At 61.7% G+C, this 20,257-nt stretch carries 16 protein-coding genes; 13 read left to right on the forward strand and 3 right to left on the reverse strand.

The genetic code is table 11. From position 1 onward, the window contains the following. Positions 1-178 precede the first annotated feature (178 nt). Positions 179-850 carry a GntR family transcriptional regulator gene (locus HRU92_RS18725; RefSeq protein ID WP_173088886.1) on the forward strand — a complete coding sequence of 224 codons (672 nt, stop codon included), beginning with the start codon at positions 179-181 and terminating at the stop codon, positions 848-850. Here HRU92_RS18725 and HRU92_RS18730 read toward each other — a convergent pair. Continuing rightward, positions 847-1,755 carry a shikimate dehydrogenase gene (locus HRU92_RS18730; RefSeq protein ID WP_248307258.1) on the reverse strand — a complete coding sequence of 303 codons (909 nt, stop codon included), beginning with the start codon at positions 1,753-1,755 and terminating at the stop codon, positions 847-849. The genes HRU92_RS18725 and HRU92_RS18730 overlap by 4 nt on opposite strands. A 153-nt stretch (positions 1,756-1,908) precedes the next feature. Between HRU92_RS18730 and HRU92_RS18735 the strand changes: the two genes are divergently transcribed. The 4 genes from HRU92_RS18735 (at position 1,909) to HRU92_RS18750 (ending at position 8,858) form a co-directional block, all read left to right on the forward strand. Beyond that, positions 1,909-2,589, forward strand: a complete 681-nt coding sequence (locus HRU92_RS18735; RefSeq protein ID WP_127751910.1) for a TetR/AcrR family transcriptional regulator — start codon at positions 1,909-1,911, stop codon at positions 2,587-2,589. Between the two features lie 96 nt (positions 2,590-2,685). Beyond that, a complete protein-coding gene (locus HRU92_RS18740) occupies positions 2,686-4,572 on the forward strand; it encodes a sugar phosphate isomerase/epimerase and 4-hydroxyphenylpyruvate domain-containing protein (RefSeq protein WP_172125762.1) in 1,887 nt (628 codons plus the stop codon). Positions 4,573-5,067: 495 nt separating this feature from the next. After that, positions 5,068-6,852: an ABC transporter ATP-binding protein gene (locus HRU92_RS18745; RefSeq protein ID WP_211198923.1), complete on the forward strand. Its 1,785-nt coding sequence runs from the start codon at positions 5,068-5,070 to the stop codon at positions 6,850-6,852. Then, positions 6,849-8,858 carry an ABC transporter ATP-binding protein gene (locus HRU92_RS18750; RefSeq protein WP_173088887.1) on the forward strand — a complete coding sequence of 670 codons (2,010 nt, stop codon included), beginning with the start codon at positions 6,849-6,851 and terminating at the stop codon, positions 8,856-8,858. Before HRU92_RS18745 ends, HRU92_RS18750 begins: the two co-directional genes overlap by 4 nt. A gap of 321 nt (positions 8,859-9,179) precedes the next feature. On the opposite strand, the gene HRU92_RS18755 is transcribed toward HRU92_RS18750, so the two are convergent. After that, positions 9,180-10,220 (reverse strand): L,D-transpeptidase, encoded by a 1,041-nt coding sequence (locus HRU92_RS18755; protein WP_172125760.1) that lies wholly within the window; start codon positions 10,218-10,220, stop codon positions 9,180-9,182. A gap of 444 nt (positions 10,221-10,664) precedes the next feature. On the opposite strand from HRU92_RS18755, the gene HRU92_RS18760 reads away from it, so the two are divergent. The 8 genes from HRU92_RS18760 to HRU92_RS18795 all read left to right on the forward strand — a co-directional run bounded on the left by HRU92_RS18760 (position 10,665) and on the right by HRU92_RS18795 (position 18,104). Beyond that, complete coding sequence (locus HRU92_RS18760) at positions 10,665-11,021, forward strand: MarR family winged helix-turn-helix transcriptional regulator (protein ID WP_172125759.1); 357 nt, start codon at positions 10,665-10,667, stop codon at positions 11,019-11,021. 9 nt (positions 11,022-11,030) lie between these two features. Further along, positions 11,031-11,774, forward strand: a complete 744-nt coding sequence (locus tag HRU92_RS18765; protein WP_349236753.1) for an NAD(P)-binding domain-containing protein — start codon at positions 11,031-11,033, stop codon at positions 11,772-11,774. Between the two features lie 93 nt (positions 11,775-11,867). Beyond that, on the forward strand, positions 11,868-13,238 hold the full coding sequence (locus HRU92_RS18770) for an MFS transporter (RefSeq protein WP_210259543.1): 1,371 nt from the start codon (positions 11,868-11,870) through the stop codon (positions 13,236-13,238). Between the two features lie 166 nt (positions 13,239-13,404). Further along, positions 13,405-14,991, forward strand: a complete 1,587-nt coding sequence (locus HRU92_RS18775) for an amidohydrolase (protein WP_172125757.1) — start codon at positions 13,405-13,407, stop codon at positions 14,989-14,991. A 57-nt stretch (positions 14,992-15,048) separates the two neighbouring features. Next, a complete protein-coding gene (locus HRU92_RS18780) occupies positions 15,049-15,573 on the forward strand; it encodes a DUF2796 domain-containing protein (RefSeq protein ID WP_172125756.1) in 525 nt (174 codons plus the stop codon). A 6-nt stretch (positions 15,574-15,579) separates the two neighbouring features. Beyond that, positions 15,580-16,287, forward strand: a complete 708-nt coding sequence (locus tag HRU92_RS18785; RefSeq protein ID WP_172125755.1) for an ATP-binding cassette domain-containing protein — start codon at positions 15,580-15,582, stop codon at positions 16,285-16,287. Further along, positions 16,284-17,543 carry an FtsX-like permease family protein gene (locus HRU92_RS18790; protein WP_172125754.1) on the forward strand — a complete coding sequence of 420 codons (1,260 nt, stop codon included), beginning with the start codon at positions 16,284-16,286 and terminating at the stop codon, positions 17,541-17,543. Before HRU92_RS18785 ends, HRU92_RS18790 begins: the two co-directional genes overlap by 4 nt. A 9-nt stretch (positions 17,544-17,552) precedes the next feature. After that, the gene (locus HRU92_RS18795; protein WP_172125753.1) at positions 17,553-18,104 is read left to right on the forward strand and encodes a DUF3299 domain-containing protein; all 552 of its coding nucleotides are present in this window, start codon (positions 17,553-17,555) and stop codon (positions 18,102-18,104) included. A 345-nt stretch (positions 18,105-18,449) separates the two neighbouring features. Here HRU92_RS18795 and HRU92_RS18800 read toward each other — a convergent pair whose 3' ends face one another. Further along, positions 18,450-20,228, reverse strand: a complete 1,779-nt coding sequence (locus HRU92_RS18800; RefSeq protein WP_172125209.1) for an NAD(P)/FAD-dependent oxidoreductase — start codon at positions 20,226-20,228, stop codon at positions 18,450-18,452. Positions 20,229-20,257: the final 29 nt, after the last annotated feature.

Raw genomic sequence — 20,257 nt, forward strand, 5'->3', positions numbered from 1 at the left:
GTAACGGACGCACGGCTTGCCACCGTCGTTTGTTCGTCCTCGCTGCACAATGTACGAAACAGTTCGTTCATGTCAATGCGGCTTCTGATGCATTCGACGCTAGCCGGTTAAATTGTGTTTGTCATTGATTTTTGTTTTTGTATGATGATCATAAGGCTAGAACAACGCGGGAGACGACGTGGCAGACGAAGGGCAGCAATTGGATGAAGGCGTAGCAGACCTCGCGTTCCGTCGAATTCGCGGCGACATCATCGCCGGCACGCTCCCCCCTGGCCGCAAGCTCAAGCTCGACACCCTCAAGGCGCAATATGGCGCCAGCGTCAGCACGCTGCGCGAAATCCTCAATCGCCTGGCCAGCGAAAGTCTCGTTGTCGCCGAGGGGCAGCGCGGCTTTGAGGTGGCGCCCGCTTCAGCTGAAAATTTACTTGAGGTGGCCGACCTGCGCCTCCTGCTCGAAAGCCACGCCATCCGCCTGTCGCTGGCCAGCGGCGATCTCGATTGGGAAGGCCGCGTCGTCGCCGCTCATCACAAGCTTTCGGTGATCGAGGCGCAGTTGCTGCGCGGGGAGATCGAGCGAACTGCCCAATGGGTGCGCTATGACTTCACCTTCCACAATGCGCTGATCTCGGCCTGCGGCTCCCAGACGCTGCTGGCGCTGCATGCCTCCGTGTTTGACCGCTTCATTCGCTACCATATGCTGGCGGCAAGCTTTCGCGGCGCTGATGTGATGAGCGACCACAAGGCGCTGTTCGAGCTCGCGATGGAGCGCAACGCCGACGCCATTGTCGCCAAGCTCGCGACCCATATCCGGAGCGGCGTCGATTATGTGCTTTCGACCGGCCGGATCTAGCCGGCAATGGCAGCGTTGAAGCTGTCCGCCATGGCCTGCGGGTCGGGCTGGCATCCGCTAAACAGCGCAAAAGCCCGCACCGCCTGGTAAACCGCCATGCCGCCACCAGGCATCACCGCGCAACCCTGCGAATAGGCATGCCGGATCAACTCGGTCTGCAGCGGGAAATACACCACATCGGCGATCCAATGGCGCGGCAAGATCAAGGCCGGATCGATCGGCATGCCGGGCAGCTTGGTCATGCCCACCGGGGTGGCGTTGACAATCCCATCCACCCGCCCCGCGACCTCTGCCACATCGCTGACGGCATGGACATCGGCGCCAAGCCGCTCACGCAAGCGGCTCACGGTCGCCTGCGCCCGCGTGGCATCGGTGTCGTAGATATCGAGCCGCTCGACCCCGCATTGCAGCAGTGCCTGCGACACCGCGGCCCCCGCCCCGCCGGAGCCGAGCTGAAGCACCCGCTGGCGTGCGGCCGAAGGAAGATTGCGCCGGAAGCTTTCGGCAAAGCCCCAGCAATCGGTGTTGTGACCCACCGTTCGATCACCCAGCACCACCGTGTTGACCGCGCCGATCGCAGCAGCATCGGGCGCCAGGTCATCAAGCAGCGGCAGCACGGCCTGCTTGAACGGATAAGTGACGTTGAGGCCGGCAAAGCCCAACTCCCGCGCTTCGGCGAGGATTTCCGGCAATTGTGCGTCAGTCAGCACAAGTTGGTCGAAATCGATCAGGTGGTAGCGGTAATCGAGCCCCAGCCTTTGCCCTTCACGCTCGTGCATTAGCGGCGACAGGGACCCGCCAATGCCGCGACCCACCAAGCCGATGGTGATGCCGTCGCGCGCGGGAAGTTCCCCGTTCAGCACCAGGCGGGCCAACGGCTGTGCCGGACTAATGGCGATGTGCAAAACCCGTCTCCCCGCCCGCCACTTGCCGTTGCAACTGGGAGTGGCCTTGTGTTTCACGCCGGCCAGCCGATAAATGCTGTTGAGCGATTTGCGGCAGAATGTACGAACCGGTTAGTTTAGTCAATTACGGTGCCGGAGGAAGGTGTTGCTGATATGAGTACCCGGCTCGAAACCACCAAGACCCGCGCCCGGGCCGCGCCAACCCGCGCGCAGGATCCCGAGGGCACCCGGCAGAACATCATTGAAGTGGCGGCGCAGGAATTTGCCCTCAACGGGCTTTCCGGCGCCCGCATTGACGAGATCGCGGCCAAGACGCGCTCCTCCAAGCGCATGATCTATTATTATTTCGGCAGCAAGGAAGGGCTCTATCTCAGCGCCCTCGAGAACGCCTATCGCCAGGTGCGCGAGGGCGAAGCCCAACTCGACGTGGCGGGCCTGCCCCCGCTCGATGCGCTCAAGCGCCTGGTGGAATTCACCTTTGACCATCACCATCAGCATGAGGAATTTATCCGCATGGTGATGATCGAGAACATTCATCATGGCGAGTTCCTCGAGCGCTCCGGCGTGATCCGCGAACTCAACGTCACCGCCATCGGCAATATCGAAGCCATCTATGCCAAGGGCCTAGCGGACGGCGTGTTCCGTCCCGGGCTCGACCCGCTCGAAGTCCACTGGCAGATCAGCGCCTTGTGCTTTTTCAACGTGTCCAACCGCGCCACGTTCTCCAAGATCTTCGGCAAGGATGTGGGCAGCCCCGCCGCCCAGGCCTCGCTGCGCCAGCAGGCCGTTGAGATGGTGCTGCGCTTCGTCACGAGGCCCGACAAGCTCCCCTGAGCCATCAGCATTGCCACCGCTTCGGCCACCATTCGAACCTGCATTGCAAATGTACTAACTAGTTCGTACTCTCCTCTCAAAATGGGGAGAACGGCCATGAAGACCTCGATTGCAACCGTGTCGATCAGTGGCGATCTGCGCGAAAAACTCGAGGCGATTGCCGCCGCCGGCTTCGCCGGGGTCGAGATTTTCGAGAACGATTTCCTCGCTTATGACCATTCCCCGCGCGATGTGGCGGCGATGGTGGCCGATCTTGGCCTCAGCATCACCCTCTTCCAGCCGTTCCGAGACTTTGAAGGCTTGCCCGAGCCGCAGCGCAGCCAAGCCTTTGACCGGGCCGAGCGCAAGTTCGACCTCATGGAGCAGCTCGGAACCGACCTGATCCTCGTCTGCTCCAGCGTTTCCCCCCTTTCGCTGGGCGGCATCGACCGCGCTGCCGCCGATCTGCGGGAATTGGGCGAGCGGGCCGGGCGCCGGGGCTTGCGCATCGGCTACGAGGCACTAGCCTGGGGCCGCCATGTCAACGATCATCGCGATGCCTGGGAAATCGTGCGCCGCGCCGATCACCCCAATCTGGGCATCATCCTCGATAGCTTCCACACGCTCTCGCGCAAGCTCGACCCCAATTCCATCCGCTCCATTCCCGGCGACAAAATCTTCATCGTGCAACTGGCCGATGCCCCTCTGATCGACATGGACCTGCTGTATTGGAGCCGCCACTTCCGCAACATGCCCGGCGAAGGCGATCTGCCGGTCACCGAGTTCATGCGCGCCGTCGCCGCCACGGGCTATGACGGCCCCATTTCCCTCGAGATCTTCAACGACCAGTTCCGCTCCGGCTCGCCGCGCACCATCGCGCTCGATGGCCATCGCTCGCTGGTTTACCTGATGGATCAGGTCCGCCAGGCCGAGCCCGATATCGCCATCGCCGTGCCCACACTGCCGCCGCGCGTCGACGTCAAGGGCGTCGCTTTCGTGGAGTTTGCCGCCGACGAAACCGAAGCGGGCGTGCTGGCCGGTTATCTGCGCCAACTTGGCTTCCGCCTCACTGGCCGGCACCGGGCCAAGGCCGTCGAGCGCTTCACCCAGGGCGAGATCAACATCATCATCAACACCGAACGCGAGGGCCTTGCCCACTCCGCCTACCAGACCCACGGCACCTCGGCCTATGCCATTGGCCTCCTCGTCGATGACGCTGCCGCGACGGTCGAACGCGCCCGGGCTCTGGACGCCCAATTGTTCAACCAGCAAGCGGGACCCGACCAGCTCAGCATTCCCGCCATTCGCGGCGTTGGGGGTGGGGTGATCTATTTTCTCGACACGAGGAGCCGGCTTGGTCAGGTCTGGGACATCGAATTTGAGACCGTGAGCGATCCCGACCCGCTGGAGGGCGCCGGCCTCGTGCGCATCGACCACCTGGCGCAAACCATGAACTACGAGGAGATGCTGACCTGGATCCTGTTTTATCGGTCCATCTTCGTGACCGACAAGAGCCCGATGGTGGATGTGGTGGATCCCTCGGGCCTGGTGCGAAGCCAGGTCATCGAAAATGACAGCGGCTCGTTGCGGCTGACGCTGAACGGGGCAGAAAGCCACCGCACTCTCGCTGGCCGCTTCATCGCCGAAACCTTCGGCTCGAGCATCCAGCACCTGGCTTTCGCCACGCACGACATCTTCGCCGCCGCCGATGCGCTGCGGGCCAACGGCATGGCGACGCTGGAAATTTCGCCCAATTACTATGAGGATCTGCGGGCGAGACTGGGGATCGAGCAGGCCGTGCTTGATCGCTTGCGCGCCAGCAATATTCTTTACGACCGCGATGCAGACGGGGAATTCTTCCAGCTTTATTCGCGCAATATCGGGGAAGGCTTCTTTTTCGAGATCGTGCAACGCCGGGGCAGCTATCGCGGCTATGGCGCCGTCAACGCCCCATTCCGCATTGCGGCGCAGAAACGGGCGATAGCAACGCTCGGTGGCACTTGAAGGCGGGCGATCTGCATTGCCGGCGCGTGTGCCGATTGCGCTCGCTTGTAGTTGTGAACTTCGCCCCGCGCCGAAATCTACTGTTCCGTTGATTCACTCGACCGTATCAAAGGCGTTAGCTCAATATGTCGACGCCAGAAACAGCACGGAGATCATCGGCAGCTTTCAGGGACCAAGGGGCACATGTGGTACGTCTTAGTTGGGGTCGACAGCAGTCCCCTCCCCCGTTTTGCCAATGGGGTGGCTACCGCACGAAAGGCAGTGGCGAAAGCTGCCCTTCACGTACGCTGAGATTTTCGCCCTGGTTATTGAACCTAGGCGGGTCCACGGGCGTTCGTGGCTAAGGCCTAATGTAACCCCAACCGTCCGCTTATGGGTTTCTCTACCCCCACCGTCACGAGCTCGCGGTACCCAGAGTGGCGACCATGGCCCTCGTAGCTTCGTCGTCGCGGCCACTCGCGTAAAGGCCGGCCGGTCCTGTACCGAGCTGCCCCCGTGCAGACAGCTGACATGGCCCTTTCTGCCGGCCCCTGGAAGGAAGAGCTGATGCTGGTCCGCCTCGTCCGGGAGTACCTGCAGCCCTACCGACCCTGGTTGGGCCTGATCGTGGTGTTGCAGCTGGTCAGCACAGTGGCCGCCCTTTATCTGCCCAGCCTCAACGCGGACATCATCGACCGCGGCGTGGCGGTGGGCGACACGCCCTTTATCGTGCAGACGGGCGCCATCATGCTGGTGGTCGCGCTGTTGCAGATCGGGGGCTCGATTGCCGCGGTCTGGTTCTCGGCTCGGACCGCAATGGGCTTTGGACGGGACCTCAGATCCGCGATCTTTCACCGGGTCGGCTCCTTTTCGCAACGCGAAATGCAGCAATTCGGGGCTCCCTCGCTGATCACCCGGGAAACCAATGATGTGCAGCAGGTGCAAATGCTCGTACTTACGAGCTGCACCCTGATGGTGACGGCTCCCCTGATGATGGTGGGAGGCGTGGTGATGGCCATGCGGGAGGATTTCGGGCTTTCCTGGCTGCTGGCGGTCTGCATTCCCGCCCTTGTGGTGGCGGTTTTGCTCATCGTCTCGCAAATGGTGCCGAGCTTTCGCGCTATGCAGGAGCGGATCGACGAGGTCAACCGGCTGCTGCGTGAGCAGATCACCGGAGTGCGCGTGGTGCGCGCCTTTGTTCGCGAGCCCCATGAGGTCGAGCGGTTTGCCGAGGCAAACGAGCAGCTCACCGCAGTGGCGGTGCGGGCGGGACGCTGGATGGCCACCATGTTCCCCACCGTCATGCTCATCCTCAACCTCTCCTCGGTGGCGGTGCTCTGGTTTGGCGGGCATCGGGTGGCGAGCGGACAAATGGAGGTCGGCTCGCTCACGGCGTTCCTCGCCTATCTCGTGCAGATCCTAATGTCGGTGATGATGGCAACCTTTATGCTGATCATGGTTCCCCGTTCAGCGGTTTGCGCCGACCGGATCACTGAGGTGCTGGACGCCAAAAGCTCGGTGCTCCCTCCCCAGGTGCCGGTCACCGAGCTGCCCGAGCGGGGCACCCTGGTATTCGAAAAGGTCGAGTTCACCTATCCCGGCGCCGATTTGCCCGTGGTCCGCGACGTGTCCTTCGCCGCCCAGCCGGGCCAAACCGTCGCGATCATCGGCTCGACGGGCGCGGGCAAGAGCACGATCATCAACCTCGTGCCGCGCCTGTTTGACGTGACCGGTGGAAGGGTGCTGGTGGACGGCGTGGATGTTCGCCAGCTGGATCCCGACCTGCTTTGGAGCGTGATCGGGCTCGTGCCGCAACGCAGCTGGCTGTTTTCCGGCTCGATCCGGTCCAACCTGCAATATGGCCGGCCCGATGCCACCGACGAGCAGATGTGGGAAGCCCTCGAGGTCGCCCAGGCGCTCGACTTCGTCAGGGGCATGCCCGAGCAGCTCGATGCGCCCATCGCCCAGGGCGGCACCAATGTCAGTGGCGGCCAGCGCCAGCGCCTGTCCATCGCGCGGGCCCTGATCCGCAAGCCGCAGATCTATCTGTTCGACGACTCTTTCAGCGCCTTGGACCTGGCCACCGATGCGCGTTTGCGGGCCGCCCTGCATCCAGTCACCCGGGACGCCACCGTGGTGCTGGTCGCCCAGCGCGTGTCCACCATCCGTGACGCCGACCTTATCCTCGTGATCGACAATGGCGCGATCGTGGGCCGGGGCCGCCACGACGAACTGCTGGAAGGCTGCGCGACCTATCGCGAGATCGTGGCTTCGCAATTGCGCGCAGAGGAGGCGGCATGACCGCGCCAGACAGGAGCAATTCGCCGCCCGCCGAGGCAACCGGCGACGGGCGGCTGAAGGAAACCGAGCGCATTCCGCCAAGCGCCGGGGGCCCCGGGCGAGGCCATTTCGGCGGTGGCATGGTCGGCCGGAAAGCCATGTCCTTTGGACCCTCGGCGCGCCGGCTGGTGGCGCGCTTGGCGCCCGAAAGCGCCAAAGCCCTCGCCGTGGTGGCGCTGGCGGTTGTGAGTGTGGCGCTCACCGCCCTTGGGCCGAGAATCCTGGGCCGCGCCACCGACCTGATCTTTTCCGGACTGATGGGGGGACAGCTGCCGGCGGGCCTGAGCAAGGCGGAGGCCGTAGCCACGCTGCGCGCGCGGGGGGATGACCAGTTCGCCGACATGGTCGCCTCGATGAGCCTCGTTCCCGGCCAGGGCATCGACTTCACCGCCGTGGGCGAAGTGCTGCTTTGGGCACTGGGGGTTTATATGGCTGCCTCGATACTGGCCTGGCTGCAGGGCTTTTTACTCAACGATGTCGTGCAGGGCACCGTGCTGCGCATGCGCGCCGAGGTCGAGGACAAGGTCAACCGCCTGCCCCTGAGCTATTTCGACCGGCAGCCGCGGGGCGAACTGCTCAGTCGCGTCACCAATGACATCGACAATGTCAGCCAAACGCTGCAGCAAACCATGAGTCAGCTGCTCACTTCCCTGCTAACTGTTGTGGCGGTGCTGGGGATGATGTTCCTGATCTCCCCCCTCCTGGCGCTGGTGGCGCTGGTCTCGATTCCCTTGTCCCTGGCGGTCACCCGGGTGGTGATGCGCCGATCCCAAGGCTTGTTCGTCGAGCAATGGCGGCGCACCGGCCGGCTCAATTCCCATATCGAGGAAACATTTTCCGGACACGCGCTGGTCAAGGTGTTCGGGCGCCAGGGCGAAGTCGAAACAGTGTTCGCGCGCGAGAACGAGGCGCTTTACCGCGCCAGTTTCGGGGCCCAGTTCATCAGCGGCCTCATCATGCCGCTGATGATGTTCATCGGCAATCTCAACTATGTCGTCATCGCCGTCCTGGGCGGCGTGCGGGTGGCGAACGGCACCATGTCGCTGGGGGACGTGCAGGCCTTCATCCAGTATTCCCGCCAGTTCACCCAGCCGGTGACGCAGGTGGCCTCCATGGCCAACCTGATGCAATCGGGCGTTGCTTCGGCCGAGCGGGTCTTCGAGCTGCTCGATGCCAAGGAGGAAAGGCCGGACCGCCCCGGCCCCGTGACCGCGCTGGACGCCCGCCGCGGCGAGGTGCGCTTCGAGAATGTGTCGTTCTCCTACGACCCCGCGACGCCGCTCATCGAAGGGCTTTCGCTGGTGGTTGAGCCGGGCCAGACGGTAGCCATCGTCGGCCCCACCGGCGCGGGCAAGACCACCCTCGTCAATCTGCTGATGCGGTTCTACGAGGTGACCGGCGGCCGGATCACGCTGGATGGCGTCGACATCTCCTCCATCCCGCGGCGCACGCTACGCAGCCAGATCGGCATGGTGCTGCAGGACACATGGCTCTTTCAGGGGACCATCCGCGACAACATCGCCTATGGGCTCCCCGGCGCCACTGACGAGCAAATCCTCAAGGCCGCCCGCGCGACCTTTGTGGATCGCTTCGTGCATTCCCTGCCGGCGGGCTACGACACGATGATCGACGAGGAAGGCTCCAACCTTTCGGGGGGCGAGCGGCAGCTGGTGACGATTGCCCGCGCCTTCGTGTCCGACCCCGCGCTGCTTATTCTCGACGAGGCGACCTCCGCGGTGGACACCCGCACCGAATTGCTGCTGCAACAGGCCATGTCGGCCTTGCGCAGCGACCGCACCTCGTTCGTGATCGCCCATCGCCTGTCCACTATCCGCAATGCCGACCTGATACTCGTGATGGAGCGCGGCACCATCGTTGAGCAGGGCACACATGATGAGCTGCTGGCCAAGAAAGCCGCCTACGCCAAGCTCTACAACGCCCAGTTCCCGGCGCAACCTATAGATTAGTCGATAGTTCGCCACTGGCGCGCCCGATTAGCGGAGGTCCGCCTGCTGGGAACGTCTTACGGAACCGTACCCAAGGAACCACGTAAGCTTTGCCATAACCCTTGCAGTCGAGCTGGCTTAGCAGCCTGTCTGCTGTGGGCCATTCCCTGGGTGTCGCAGCCCAGTCGCAGCCCTCAGCTTTATGATTGCGAGTTGAATATCTAAGTCTTGGTCATTGCTGCTGACGCGGGCGTGCCCAATGCAGGCCATGTGTCACCTCAAGGTATATACCTGAGGCTCGCATGTCGTGAATAGTCGGTGTCAACCGCTAGCCGGCGGTGCTTACAGGAAGTCCACAGTCACACCTGGAGCGATCATCGCTGCAAGTTCCTCAGCGTCCCAGTTGGTTAGGCGAATGCAGCCATGCGAGCCAGTTTTGTCGATCATCGACGGCTCAGGGGTGCCATGGATACCGAAGGATGGCTTTGACAGGCCGATCCACACCGATCCTACTGGCCCATTTGGTCCGGGGGGTATGGTCAGAACTTCGGTATTCTCGCCCTGCTGGAAGTTGATCTTGGGATTGTAGGTGTAGCCCGGCATGGCTGTGGCGTTTTCGACCACATAAGTGCCAGTCGGTGAGGGGTTTTCTTCATTACCGATGGTTGCTGGATAGGCAGCTAACAATACCCCGTCGGTGCCATAGACCCGAACCTGTTTGAGGGTTTTGTCCGCTTCAATCCAAGTGACCACGCCTTGGCGGCTGGTGCCGGTCATCGCGACGTTGATGCTGTCCCCGACCCCGAATCCAGAGGCGGGGTTGAGCGCCACAAGCAGGCCGATATCCATGTGGAACCGCTCGGCTAACAGTTCAGGGACGCTCTCGTAGCCAAGATAGTCCAGCGCAGCCTTCTCGGCGTAGTCGGTTGGAATGGGACCGCCTATAGCTGCGGCGTCCTCCGGAGTGATGGTGTAAACGCCGATGGCATCGCCGGGCTCATCCAGTCGAGCCGCAACAGCGAGCGTCAGTTTCCCATCGGCAGGCAGGCCGTTCATCATCTGAAACGCGAGAACCGCCTTGTGCAGGTTTCCGCCGTCGAAGCCGTCCACCACGCCGGGGGAAGCTCCAGCCCGATCCAGCAGAATTTGGAGGCGCGCTAGAGCGGGGTCGGCGAAAACCCTCTCAGGCTCCATGTCTTCGTTTGACGCTACCTGCACCACGGCAGGCGCGAAAGCTGCAGCAGCAATGTAATCGGTTAGACTCGCGGTGTTGATGGCGTCAGCTGTGATTGCCTGGGACTGCGCTAGAGCGTCATTGCTCCCGAAGATAGAAAGTACGGCAACAAAGGCGGCTCGGGCAGCACACGTGGTCAATGTTGGCATCTTGAACTCGGAATGGATCTAGTCAGCCGACCTCACCTGCGAGACGGAACTGCTCAGGCCCATAAGCCGTCAACATAGCTAACGATGTTCTAAGGCCGCTTCGCATCGCGCGGTCGTGAACTGGCGTCACGTTGTCACATCAGGGCTCAGGCACCTGTGGAGCAGTGCCACATCGGCCAATATCGACCGTGAGGTGACGTGCGTGGGCGCAAGGCTGTTACGTCATTTTTGGGGTACGCCCTGAAGTGATATCGCCACGGCCGGGCTTCACCGGTGGGCATGTACTGCCCCCTTGCTACGGCTTACGAATTGGCGGCAGTGCGACCTATAGGGTCATTCAAGCCGCAGCTATGGATCCAGAAGCGGTCGTTCACAGGAAGCGTCCGTAATTGCCGAAATGGGGTGGTAAGTCGACCGCCAGCTATCGGGCAAGGGATGGCGCGCATGCACAAACCGTTCCTCGATCCACTAGGCCTGACCTTTCCTCAATACCTGGTCATGCTTGAGCTTTATGCCGGAATCCCGCGCTACGTCGGCGACTTGGGGACGAGTCTGGGCATGGACACCGGCACGATCACTCCGCTTCTCAAGCGTCTCGAAGCCTGTGGCATGATCAGCCGCCTGCGAGATCCCAGCGATGAGCGCCGGGTCATAATCAATCTGACCCCAGCAGGCCAGGCCATCAGAGAGCAGGTCTGGAACATTGCAGGCCAGATCAGAAGCGCCTGCAAGATCGATGAGGCTGGTATGGCGTCGCTTCGGGACACCCTGAACGATTTCGCTCGTCCTGCCGCAGACTAGTCAACAAGGATATCACAGATGAATATCGGCATTGTTGGCGCCGGCAATATCGGCGCGCTTTTGGCACGCAAATTTGCTGCAGCTGGTCACTTGGCGAAGCTTTCTAATTCGCGAGGCCCGGAGAGCCTGGTCGACATCGTGCGAGGTACCAACGTCCAGGCGGTGTCAAACGAAGATGCGCCTAAGGATGTCGACGTGGTCATCTTGTCCCTGCCCTTCGCCAAAAACCCGGATGTTGCGGAGCTTCTGGCCAATGCACCGAGCGATCCTATCGTTGTCGATACGTCGAACTATTATCCCGCACGCGATGGCAATATCGCCGAGGTCGATGCTGGCAAGCCGGAAACGGTTTGGGTCAGCGAGCAGGTTGGACGCCCATTGGTGAAGGCGTGGAACGCCGTGCTGTCGCAGACCCTGGCTGAGGCCGGTGTCTCGTCGGGCGCAGCCAACCGGGTTGCCATACCAATTGCCGGCGACGGTGCCGCTGCCAAGAAGGTGGTTGCCGACCTAGTAGACATCTCTGGGTTTGACGCTGTGGACGCCGGCACCCTTGCCAAGTCTTGGAGCTTCCAACCCGGCACGCCTGCCTATTGTACAGACCTGACGACCGACGAACTCAGGCCCGCTCTGGCCGATGCCATCAAGGACAGAGCCCCCAAGAACCGTGACGCCATCATGCAGGCCATTGGGGACGGGAAAGTTGAGTTTACCCGGGAAGGCTTGGCTTCGAACAACCGGGCCATGTCAGCCTGACCCATTCCTGCTAGCCGCACAAACCGCGGCTGGCACCTCATTACAACCGAAGCACACCAATATAACTAGTGTACGAGAGACTAGGAAGCTACAATGTCTGATATCGCCATGCCCTCAGGGGCAGGAACTCAAACGAGGGTCGCAAGGGAAAAGCTTGCACCAGAAGCACTAATCGCCATCGCGGTGCTCATTGCCTCCACCTTCACCGTAATCCTGAACGAGATGATGATGGCTGTTGCCTTGCCACAGGTGATGGTCGATCTCGGGATCACTGCCTCCACCGGCCAATGGCTCACGACCGGCTACATGTTGACCATGGCCGTCGTTATCCCAGCCACAGGGTTCCTGACTGAACGCTTCCGGATGCGGACGGTCTATACCATCGCCTTGTCGCTCTTCACCGTAGGAACGCTCATCGCCATAGTGGCGCCGGGCTTTTCGGTGCTGCTGATTGGTCGCATCGTACAGGCAGTTGGCACTGCCATCGCGACGCCGCTGGCCTTCACTGCGGTTACGGCCTTGGTGCCGCAGTCCCGGCGCGGGCAGATGATGGCTTTGCTGACAGTTGCTACTTCGACTGCCCCCGCCTTCGGACCCGCAATCGCCGGATCTATCCTTTCGGGGGCTGGGTGGCGGATGCTGTTCATCACCATCCTGCCGGTCGCGGTTATCTGCCTTATCGTTGGCAACCGCATGATCAAGGTGCCGAGCACGCCCCGTCACTCAAAGATCGATGGGCTCTCGGTGCTGCTTTCCGCTGTAGGATTTTCCGGCCTTGTTTATGGCTTGGCCTCGCTTGGCGAAGGCTCGGCTGAGCACGTCATCGTGTCACCATGGCTTGCAATGGGTGTCGGCCTCGTCTTCGTTCCCCTGTTCGCTGGACGCCAGCTTCAGCTGCAAAAGTCTGATCGTGCTCTCCTGGATATGCGGCCATTCGCCAATCGGACTTTCGCAACGACCGCCATCATTGCCATGGGGTTCATGACCGCTGCGGGTGGCATGATGACGTTGATGCCTGTCATGCTGCAAACCTCGTATGGTTTGACTCCCCTGCAAACTGGTCTTTTCATGCTGCCGGGTGGCCTCACGATCGACCGCCTTTATCGATGCGGTCGGGTTGTATTTTCTGTCCACCCTTGCTCCAGGCACACCCATCCCGCTGCTGCTCGCAACGCTTCGCTCGGCGCTTTGAACAAGCATCTGCTGCCGCACGGGTCGGCGATCATGAACACTATCCAGCAACTGACGGGCGCAGCCCGCATTGCGATCGCGTTCTCGATCATGACGTCTGCCAGTGCGGCCTATGTGGCAGGCGGCGAAGCTCTCGCTCCGTCCATGGCTCACGGTGCCCAGCAGTATTATCTGGTCGCCTGCTTCATGGTCATCGGAATCCTCTTTATCGCCCTGGTGATGCCAAAGACCAAGGCAGGCGAAGGCAACAGCGTCCCTGTGGCGATCCACTAATCCACAAACTTGCGCGAATTTTGGTCACTTCACGCCTATGCCTCTAATTTGGCCATTGATCGTTGACAAGTGAGGACCATGGCTTAGGCTGAAATAAAGCCTTCACGCCCTTTCGATCCTAACAAGATTTCGGCGCTGCCAGGCTTTCAGGAAACGGAGAGGAACAATGACGCGCTTAGGTTCGCTTGCAGCCCTATTGCTGATAACGACCGCACCACTTGCATACGCCCAGGATATCGACGCCCTCAAGGCGCAGCTCGGTGAGTTGGTCGATGGCAAGGCAAAGCTCACGCAGGAGATCGTCGACTCGGTCTTCAGCTTTGCCGAAGTGGGGTTCCACGAAACCGAAACCATGCGTTACCTGACCGAGATGCTCGAGGCGGAAGGTTTTGAGATCGAGACTGGCATCGGCGGCATGCCGACGGCGTGGGTTGCGACCTGGAGCAACGGCGAGGGGCCGGCGATCTCCTTCAACTCCGACGTCGATGGCCTTCCGGGCCAATCCCAGAAGCCCGGTGTGCTTACTCGCCAGCCGCTCGTTGATGGTGGTGATGGACATGGCGAAGGCCACAATACGGGCATCGCCGTCAGCGTTGTCGGCGCTCTGGCGACCAAGGAGCTCATGGAGAGCGAGGGCATTACCGGAACGCTGCAGATCTGGCCCGGGATCGCCGAGGAAGCCTTGGCGGCCAAGCAGTGGTTCGTTAAGGCCGGCATTCTCGACGATATCGACGTCGTGATTTCCAACCACGTCGGCAATGGGCTCAGCACCTCCTGGGGCCAGTCCAATTCAATGTCGATGATTTCGGCTGAATTCAGCTTTACAGGCGTTTCCGCCCATGGCGCGGTCAGCCCCTGGTCGGGTCGGTCTGCGCTTGACGCCGTGGAACTAATGAATGCGGGCTGGAACTTCCGCCGCGAGCATCTCCATCCTGATCAGCGTTCGCATTATGTGATCAGCAATGGCGGCTTGCAGCCCAATATCGTGCCGGACAATGCCAGCGTCTGGTACTATTTCCGCAACACCTCCCCGGATGCTGCGGTGGAAATGCTCGAGATCGCCGACGGCATCGCCGAGGGCGCGACACTGATGACCGGCACTTCCTATGAGCGCCGCATTCTGGGCTCGGCCTGGCCCTCACATGGCAATGAAGCACTCGCCAAGGCCATGTACGAAAACATCAAGTCCGTCGGCATGCCGGAGTGGAGCGAGGACGACCAGGCCTATGCCAAGGCCGTCCAGGAAGCCATCGGCGCCGCAACCATTGGCCTTCGCACCGAGATCGGCGACCTCGCCGGCCCCGTCGAAAAGGTCGGCTCCGGCCCCTCGGACGACATTGGTGCAGTGATGTGGACCAAGCCGACGGTGCGTCTGAGCTACCCCGCCAACATTGCCGGCACCATTACCCACAACTGGCAGGCTGCGCTCGCCGTAGCAACCCCCATCGCCCACAAGGGCGCTTTGGCCGGCGCCAAGGTAACCGCCCTCACCGCGCTCGATATCCTGACCGATCCGGAACTGGTCGAGGCGGCCGAAACCTATTTCACCGACGTGCAGACCAAGGACCTCAAGTACTACCCCTTCGAAAGCGAAACCGACGTCCCCTCGACCCACCTCAATGCCGAGACGGACGCACGCAATCGGCCCCGTCAGGCCGAATTCTACTATGATCCGAGCCAGCACGAGACCTATCTCGACCAACTCGGCATTGACTATCCGCAGCTCGAAGTGCCTGCACCGGCCACCAATTGACCCTGCAGCCGGGGAGGAAGCTCCCCGGCGCTACTTCGATCTCTATTGGGTAGACTGATGGTTGACTTGAACTGCCGCCTGCTCCTGCCTCTTGCCTTGATGCTTGTCTCTGCATCGCCTCTATCGGCGCAACCACGCCATGCCGAAGCGCACGTGCACGGCACGGGGCTTCTCATGATGGTGGTCGACGGCAGCACGGTCTCGATCGAGTTGACCATTCCCGGATCGGACATTGTTGGTTTCGAGCGACAGGCCACGACGCCAGAGGAGCAATCGTCTGTCGTAAACGCCATCGCGACGCTGTCACAGCCAACCGGCCTGTTTGCGTTCACCCCTGACACCGCTTGCACTGTGAAAGCTGCCACCGCTGAGTTCGGGGCGCATGACGACGATCACCATGCTGAGTTCACAGCCAGCTACGCTCTCGATTGCCCCGGGCTTGCTGCTGGCGATGTTGAACTCCGTACCGGACTCTTCGATCAGTTCAACAGGGCTGAGGCGCTCGACGTGGATGGCCTGGTGGATGGGGTTGCACAATCCGGCACCCTCACTCGCCAGCAACCCGCCATGACCCTGCGTTAGGCGGCCATGGCGCAGTCCCCAGCCATATCGCTCAGCGGCATGCAATTTGCCTGGCAGGGACGCACGGGCTTCGCGCTTGCCGTCGATACATTCACCATGGTCCGTGGCGAGAGACTGCTGCTGGTCGCGCCGAGCGGCACCGGCAAATCCACGCTCATCGGCCTCATTGCAGGAATCACACGCCCGCAAAAAGGGAGTGTATGCGTTCTCGGAACCGATCTTACTCGCCTTTCGCAATGGCGGCGCGATCGCCTCCGGGCCGAGCATATTGGCCTCATCTTTCAAAGCCTCAATCTCGTTTCCTATCTGACGGCGCTGGAAAACATCCTGCTGCCGCTGTCCTTTGCCCCAGCGCGCCTCAAGCGGGCCGGAGGCGTTGAAGGGGCTCGGACGCAGGCGCTGCAGATGCTCGATGCCATTGGATTGCCATCGGCCGAGGTTGCAGGGTTGCGCGCGAGCCAGCTTAGCCTTGGCCAGCAGCAGCGCGTTGCCGCGCTGCGGGCGCTGATCGGCGCGCCCGATCTCATCGTGGCGGATGAGCCGACTTCTGCGCTCGATCGCGATCGACAGGCCGCGTTCCTCCAGATGCTTCAGGCTCAGCTCGAAGGCACTGGGTCATCGCTGCTGATGGTCAGCCACGATCCAAGCCTGCCAGGGTTTGATCGCGTGGTGGCGCTGGCCGATTTTGCTCGAGCCGGCAGGGCGTTGGCATGATCATTCTTCGCCTCGCCCTTAAAAGTCTCCTGAACCGACTCGCCCTCGTCACGCTGACGACGCTGTGCATTGCCCTGTCGGTTGGCCTCGTGGTCGGCGTCGAAAAGGTGCGCGACGGGGCGCGCGCCAGTTTTGCCGGCACAGTTTCTGGCGTCGACCTCATCATCGGGGCGCGCAGTGGCAATGTGCAGCTGATGCTCTACGCCGTCTTCCGCATCGGCGACGCGGCCAACAATCTCACTTGGGAAACCTACTCGGCGATCGCCGAACGGCCGGATGTGGACTGGATCATTCCTTTGTCGCTTGGCGACTCCCACCGCGGCTACCGCGTCGTCGGTACGGATCAAAGCTACTTCGAACATTTCCGCTATCGCGATGACCAGTCGCTCCGCTTCGGTGCTGGAGCCCCGTTCGACGATCTGTTTGATGTCGTCCTGGGGGCCACGGTCTCCGAAGATCTCGGCTACGAGATCGGCGACGTCCTGGTGCTCAATCATGGGCTGGGCAGCATCGGTCTAGCAGAGCATGGCGACCTGCCTTTCCGGGTCTCGGGCATTCTCGAACGAACCGGCACCCCCGTCGACAAGGCGCTGCATGTGAGCCTGTCGGCCATAGAAGCCATCCATGTCGATTGGCAGTCCGGCGGCGTTCCGTTCGGCGAGCGCACCGAAGCTGATGCCCTCAGGGCCATGGACCTGACCCCCCGATCGGTCACCGCGGCCCTCGTCAAATTGACCTCGCCGATTGCCACCTTCACGGCGCAGCGCGACCTCAACCAGTACCGCGAGGAGCCGATCAGCGCCGTTATCCCGGGATTGGCGCTTCTTGAACTCTGGTCGGTTGTAGAGATCGTCGAGGCCGCGTTGCGCCTCGTGGCAGCGTTGATGGTCGTCGCAGCGCTTGCTGGCATGATCGCCACGTTGTTGGCGCTGCTCAACGATCGAAGGCGAGAGATCGCCATTCTGCGCGCTGTCGGTGCTGGCCCATGGCACGTCGTGGGACTACTTGTCAGCGAGGCGACGTTGATCGGCACGACCGGCGCGCTTCTGGGTGTCGTCGCGGCCTATGCGAGCATGGCCCTCGCGGCGCCCTGGATCGAGGGCACATTCGGACTTGGTCTCGATATTGCCGCACCGGGTTCAGTCGATGGGCTGATCGTGTTGGCGGTGGCAGCGACCTCCGCCGCCGCTGGGCTCGTTCCAGCTTATTTTGCATACAGGAAATCACTTGCCGATGGCATAGCGGTCCAGAGTTGAGAGGCAATCATGCAGCGCAGGACTTTCCTTCTTTCCGGAGCAGCCATGATGGCGGCCCTGCCTGCAGCTGCGGCCCAGGATATCGTCGATCTGGGCTGGGTTGAACTCCTGCCAGTCGGTGGCGATGTCGCTCGCCCCGTGCCGCTTCAGGAGCATGACGAAGGCGGAAACGCCCTGCTGGTCAATGACGGCGACGTACCGATCCGCGAAGACCTGAGCGGGCTCCGGGTTCGCATGGTTGGCTATGTGACCCCGATGGGCTTTGCTCTTGGCTCACGCAGCATGCGCGTTGATACATTTCTCCTCGCACCCTTCACCGGCGCCTGTGTGCACGTGCCGCCGCCCCCAGCCAACCAGCTTGTGCTCGGGCACTTCCCCGAAGGGATCGAACTGGCGACAAGGCTCTCGCTCGATCCCGTGATGATTGTCGGCGTCCTGACCGCCCAGAAAGCAAATGTGGATGTGACCGTTGCCGGCTACCAGGTTGCGGTCGAAAGCATGGAGTACGTTTCTGACGAGCGGTCGAGCAACATGGACAAATACGTCTGGGGAGCGAACTGAACTGGAACGGCAGCTTACGGTTGCGGCCGAGCAGCATTGCGCCCCATTCCGGCCGTTCACCCTGCCGTAGGCAAGCGCTGAAAGCTGCCAGTCGGCTTTTTTGCCCGAAGTCACCTCTGCCGACGTCCTTGCGGCCACTATAGAGTTCCCGGACCTTCTAACGCCGTGGGCAGCGTAGGGTCGGTGGCGGGGCTTTGACGAACGGATTGGTCACCAGGCGACGCTCGTCAAGCCAAAGCCCAAAAGCGAAGTGCCACAACTAGCGGTTCGACTGTATTCCGCTGCCGCTTTAGAACAGGTCTACGGTGGGCCGCTCACCCAGTCGGTTGTCTTCGAGCATTGGCCTTAGAAAAAAGTCCGGTAAACCTGCGTGCTGATGCCTTCCATGCGGGCCTTGATCTGCAAAGCGAGAAACTTGGAGAAGAAGCGGGAAAGCGCCAGGTTCCCGCCCTGAAACCAGAGGCCTTCCTGCGCTGTGGGCTTATACATGTTGCGCAGTTCGCCGTGCCATGGGCCGGGGTCATTCCGGGTGCCAGAGCCAAGACCCCAGCAGGGGCCGATAGCATCGGCGGTGGTGCGATCCACTATTTTGGCGACAACCTCGTGCATGGATTGAAAGCCCGTTGACTGGATGATGACGTCCGCCGGCACTTCTGTGCCGTCGGCGAAGCGCATGCCCTTTGGGGTGAGCGTCTCGATGGGAATGCCCGACTTGATCTTGATCTCGCCGTCGATGATCAACTGCGAGGCGCCTACATCGACATAATAGCCTGAACCGGTGCGATAAGCTTTCATCATCAGTCCGGTTTCGTCTTCGCCGAAGTCGAGCAGGAAGCCGGTAGCGGCGAGCTTTTGATAGAAATCTGCGTCGCGAACCTTCATCTGGCCGGCCAGTGCCCTTTGGATCGGCGGCTGCAGCCCGAACGGGGTAGCTGCAGCAATCATGTCGGCCTTGTCCACGTCGATGCCAGCCTCGGTCGCCTCCTGGGAATAGATGCTGAAGGCAAGATCCAGCTGGGTCTGGGCCCGGACCACGGTAGTAGGCGAGCGCTGCACCATGGTCACTTTGGCGCCTGCTTCCCAGAGGTCGACTGCGACGTCATGGCCCGAACTGGCAGCTCCGATGACGATGCAGTGTTTGCCGGCGTAGGCTGCGCCATCGCTGTACTGGCTGGAATGAAGGATCTCGCCCTCGAACTGGTGGGCGCCTGGCAAATGAATGAACTTGGGCGGGCCGTATGCCCCGGTAGCGAACACCAACTGCGCGGGATAGAGGGTGAACGGCTTGCCATCACGGAGCAACTGCACGCTCCAACGTTTGGGGTGGGCGTCGAACACCGCGCTGACGCATTCAGTGCTGCCCCAGTAGGTCAGTTCCATGACCTTAACGTACATCTCAAGCCAGTCACCCATCTTGTCCTTGGGGGTGAACACCGGCCAGTGCTCTGGAAACGGGATGTAGGGCAGATGGTCGTACCAGACGGGGTCGTGCAGCACGAGCGAGCGATAACGGTTGCGCCAGGAATCGCCCGCCTTGGCGTTCTTCTCGACGATTACTGTGGGCACACCCAATTGCTTCAAACGAGCGCCTAGCATGATACCACCCTGCCCGCCACCAATGATCAGGCAATAAGGCTGTTCGCTATTGCCAAGCGCGGCTTCTTCGCGCGCCCGTTGTTCCGACCAGGTTTCGCGGTTGCGATCGGCGCCGTGCTTCACGCCCTTGGGGCGGGAGGCGCCTGAAGGTTCGGCGTGACCATGCAGTGATTGCAGGGTGGTCAGAATGCTGCGGCAGAGCCCCCCTTCCAGCCGCACAATGCCCTCGCCCGTGCCAGCATTGGTCTCGAAGGTGAACCAGGCTTCTATGGTGCCGGCGCGTGAGCCGGAGACTTGTCCCAACAGCCATTTGGATGGCGCAGTATGCTCCAGGCTCGCCGTAAGCATGGCGGCGATGTCCTGCTTGCCCTCGGTCGTCTTGATGTTCCAGGTGAAGGCCACCATGTCGCGCCAGTAGCAGTCCGTGGCAAACAGCGCCAAAGCCCCGGGTACGTCATGGCGCTCAAGGGCCTGCGAAAAACTGGTGAGCCACAGCGTGGCATCTACTGCCAGGGCGGTGTCGTGCATGGTCGTCCCCCAATTGACCGGCAAATAGC

This window comes from Devosia sp. 1635 (assembly GCF_013185955.1).
In the GTDB taxonomy this organism is placed as follows: Bacteria; Pseudomonadota; Alphaproteobacteria; order Rhizobiales; family Devosiaceae; genus Devosia.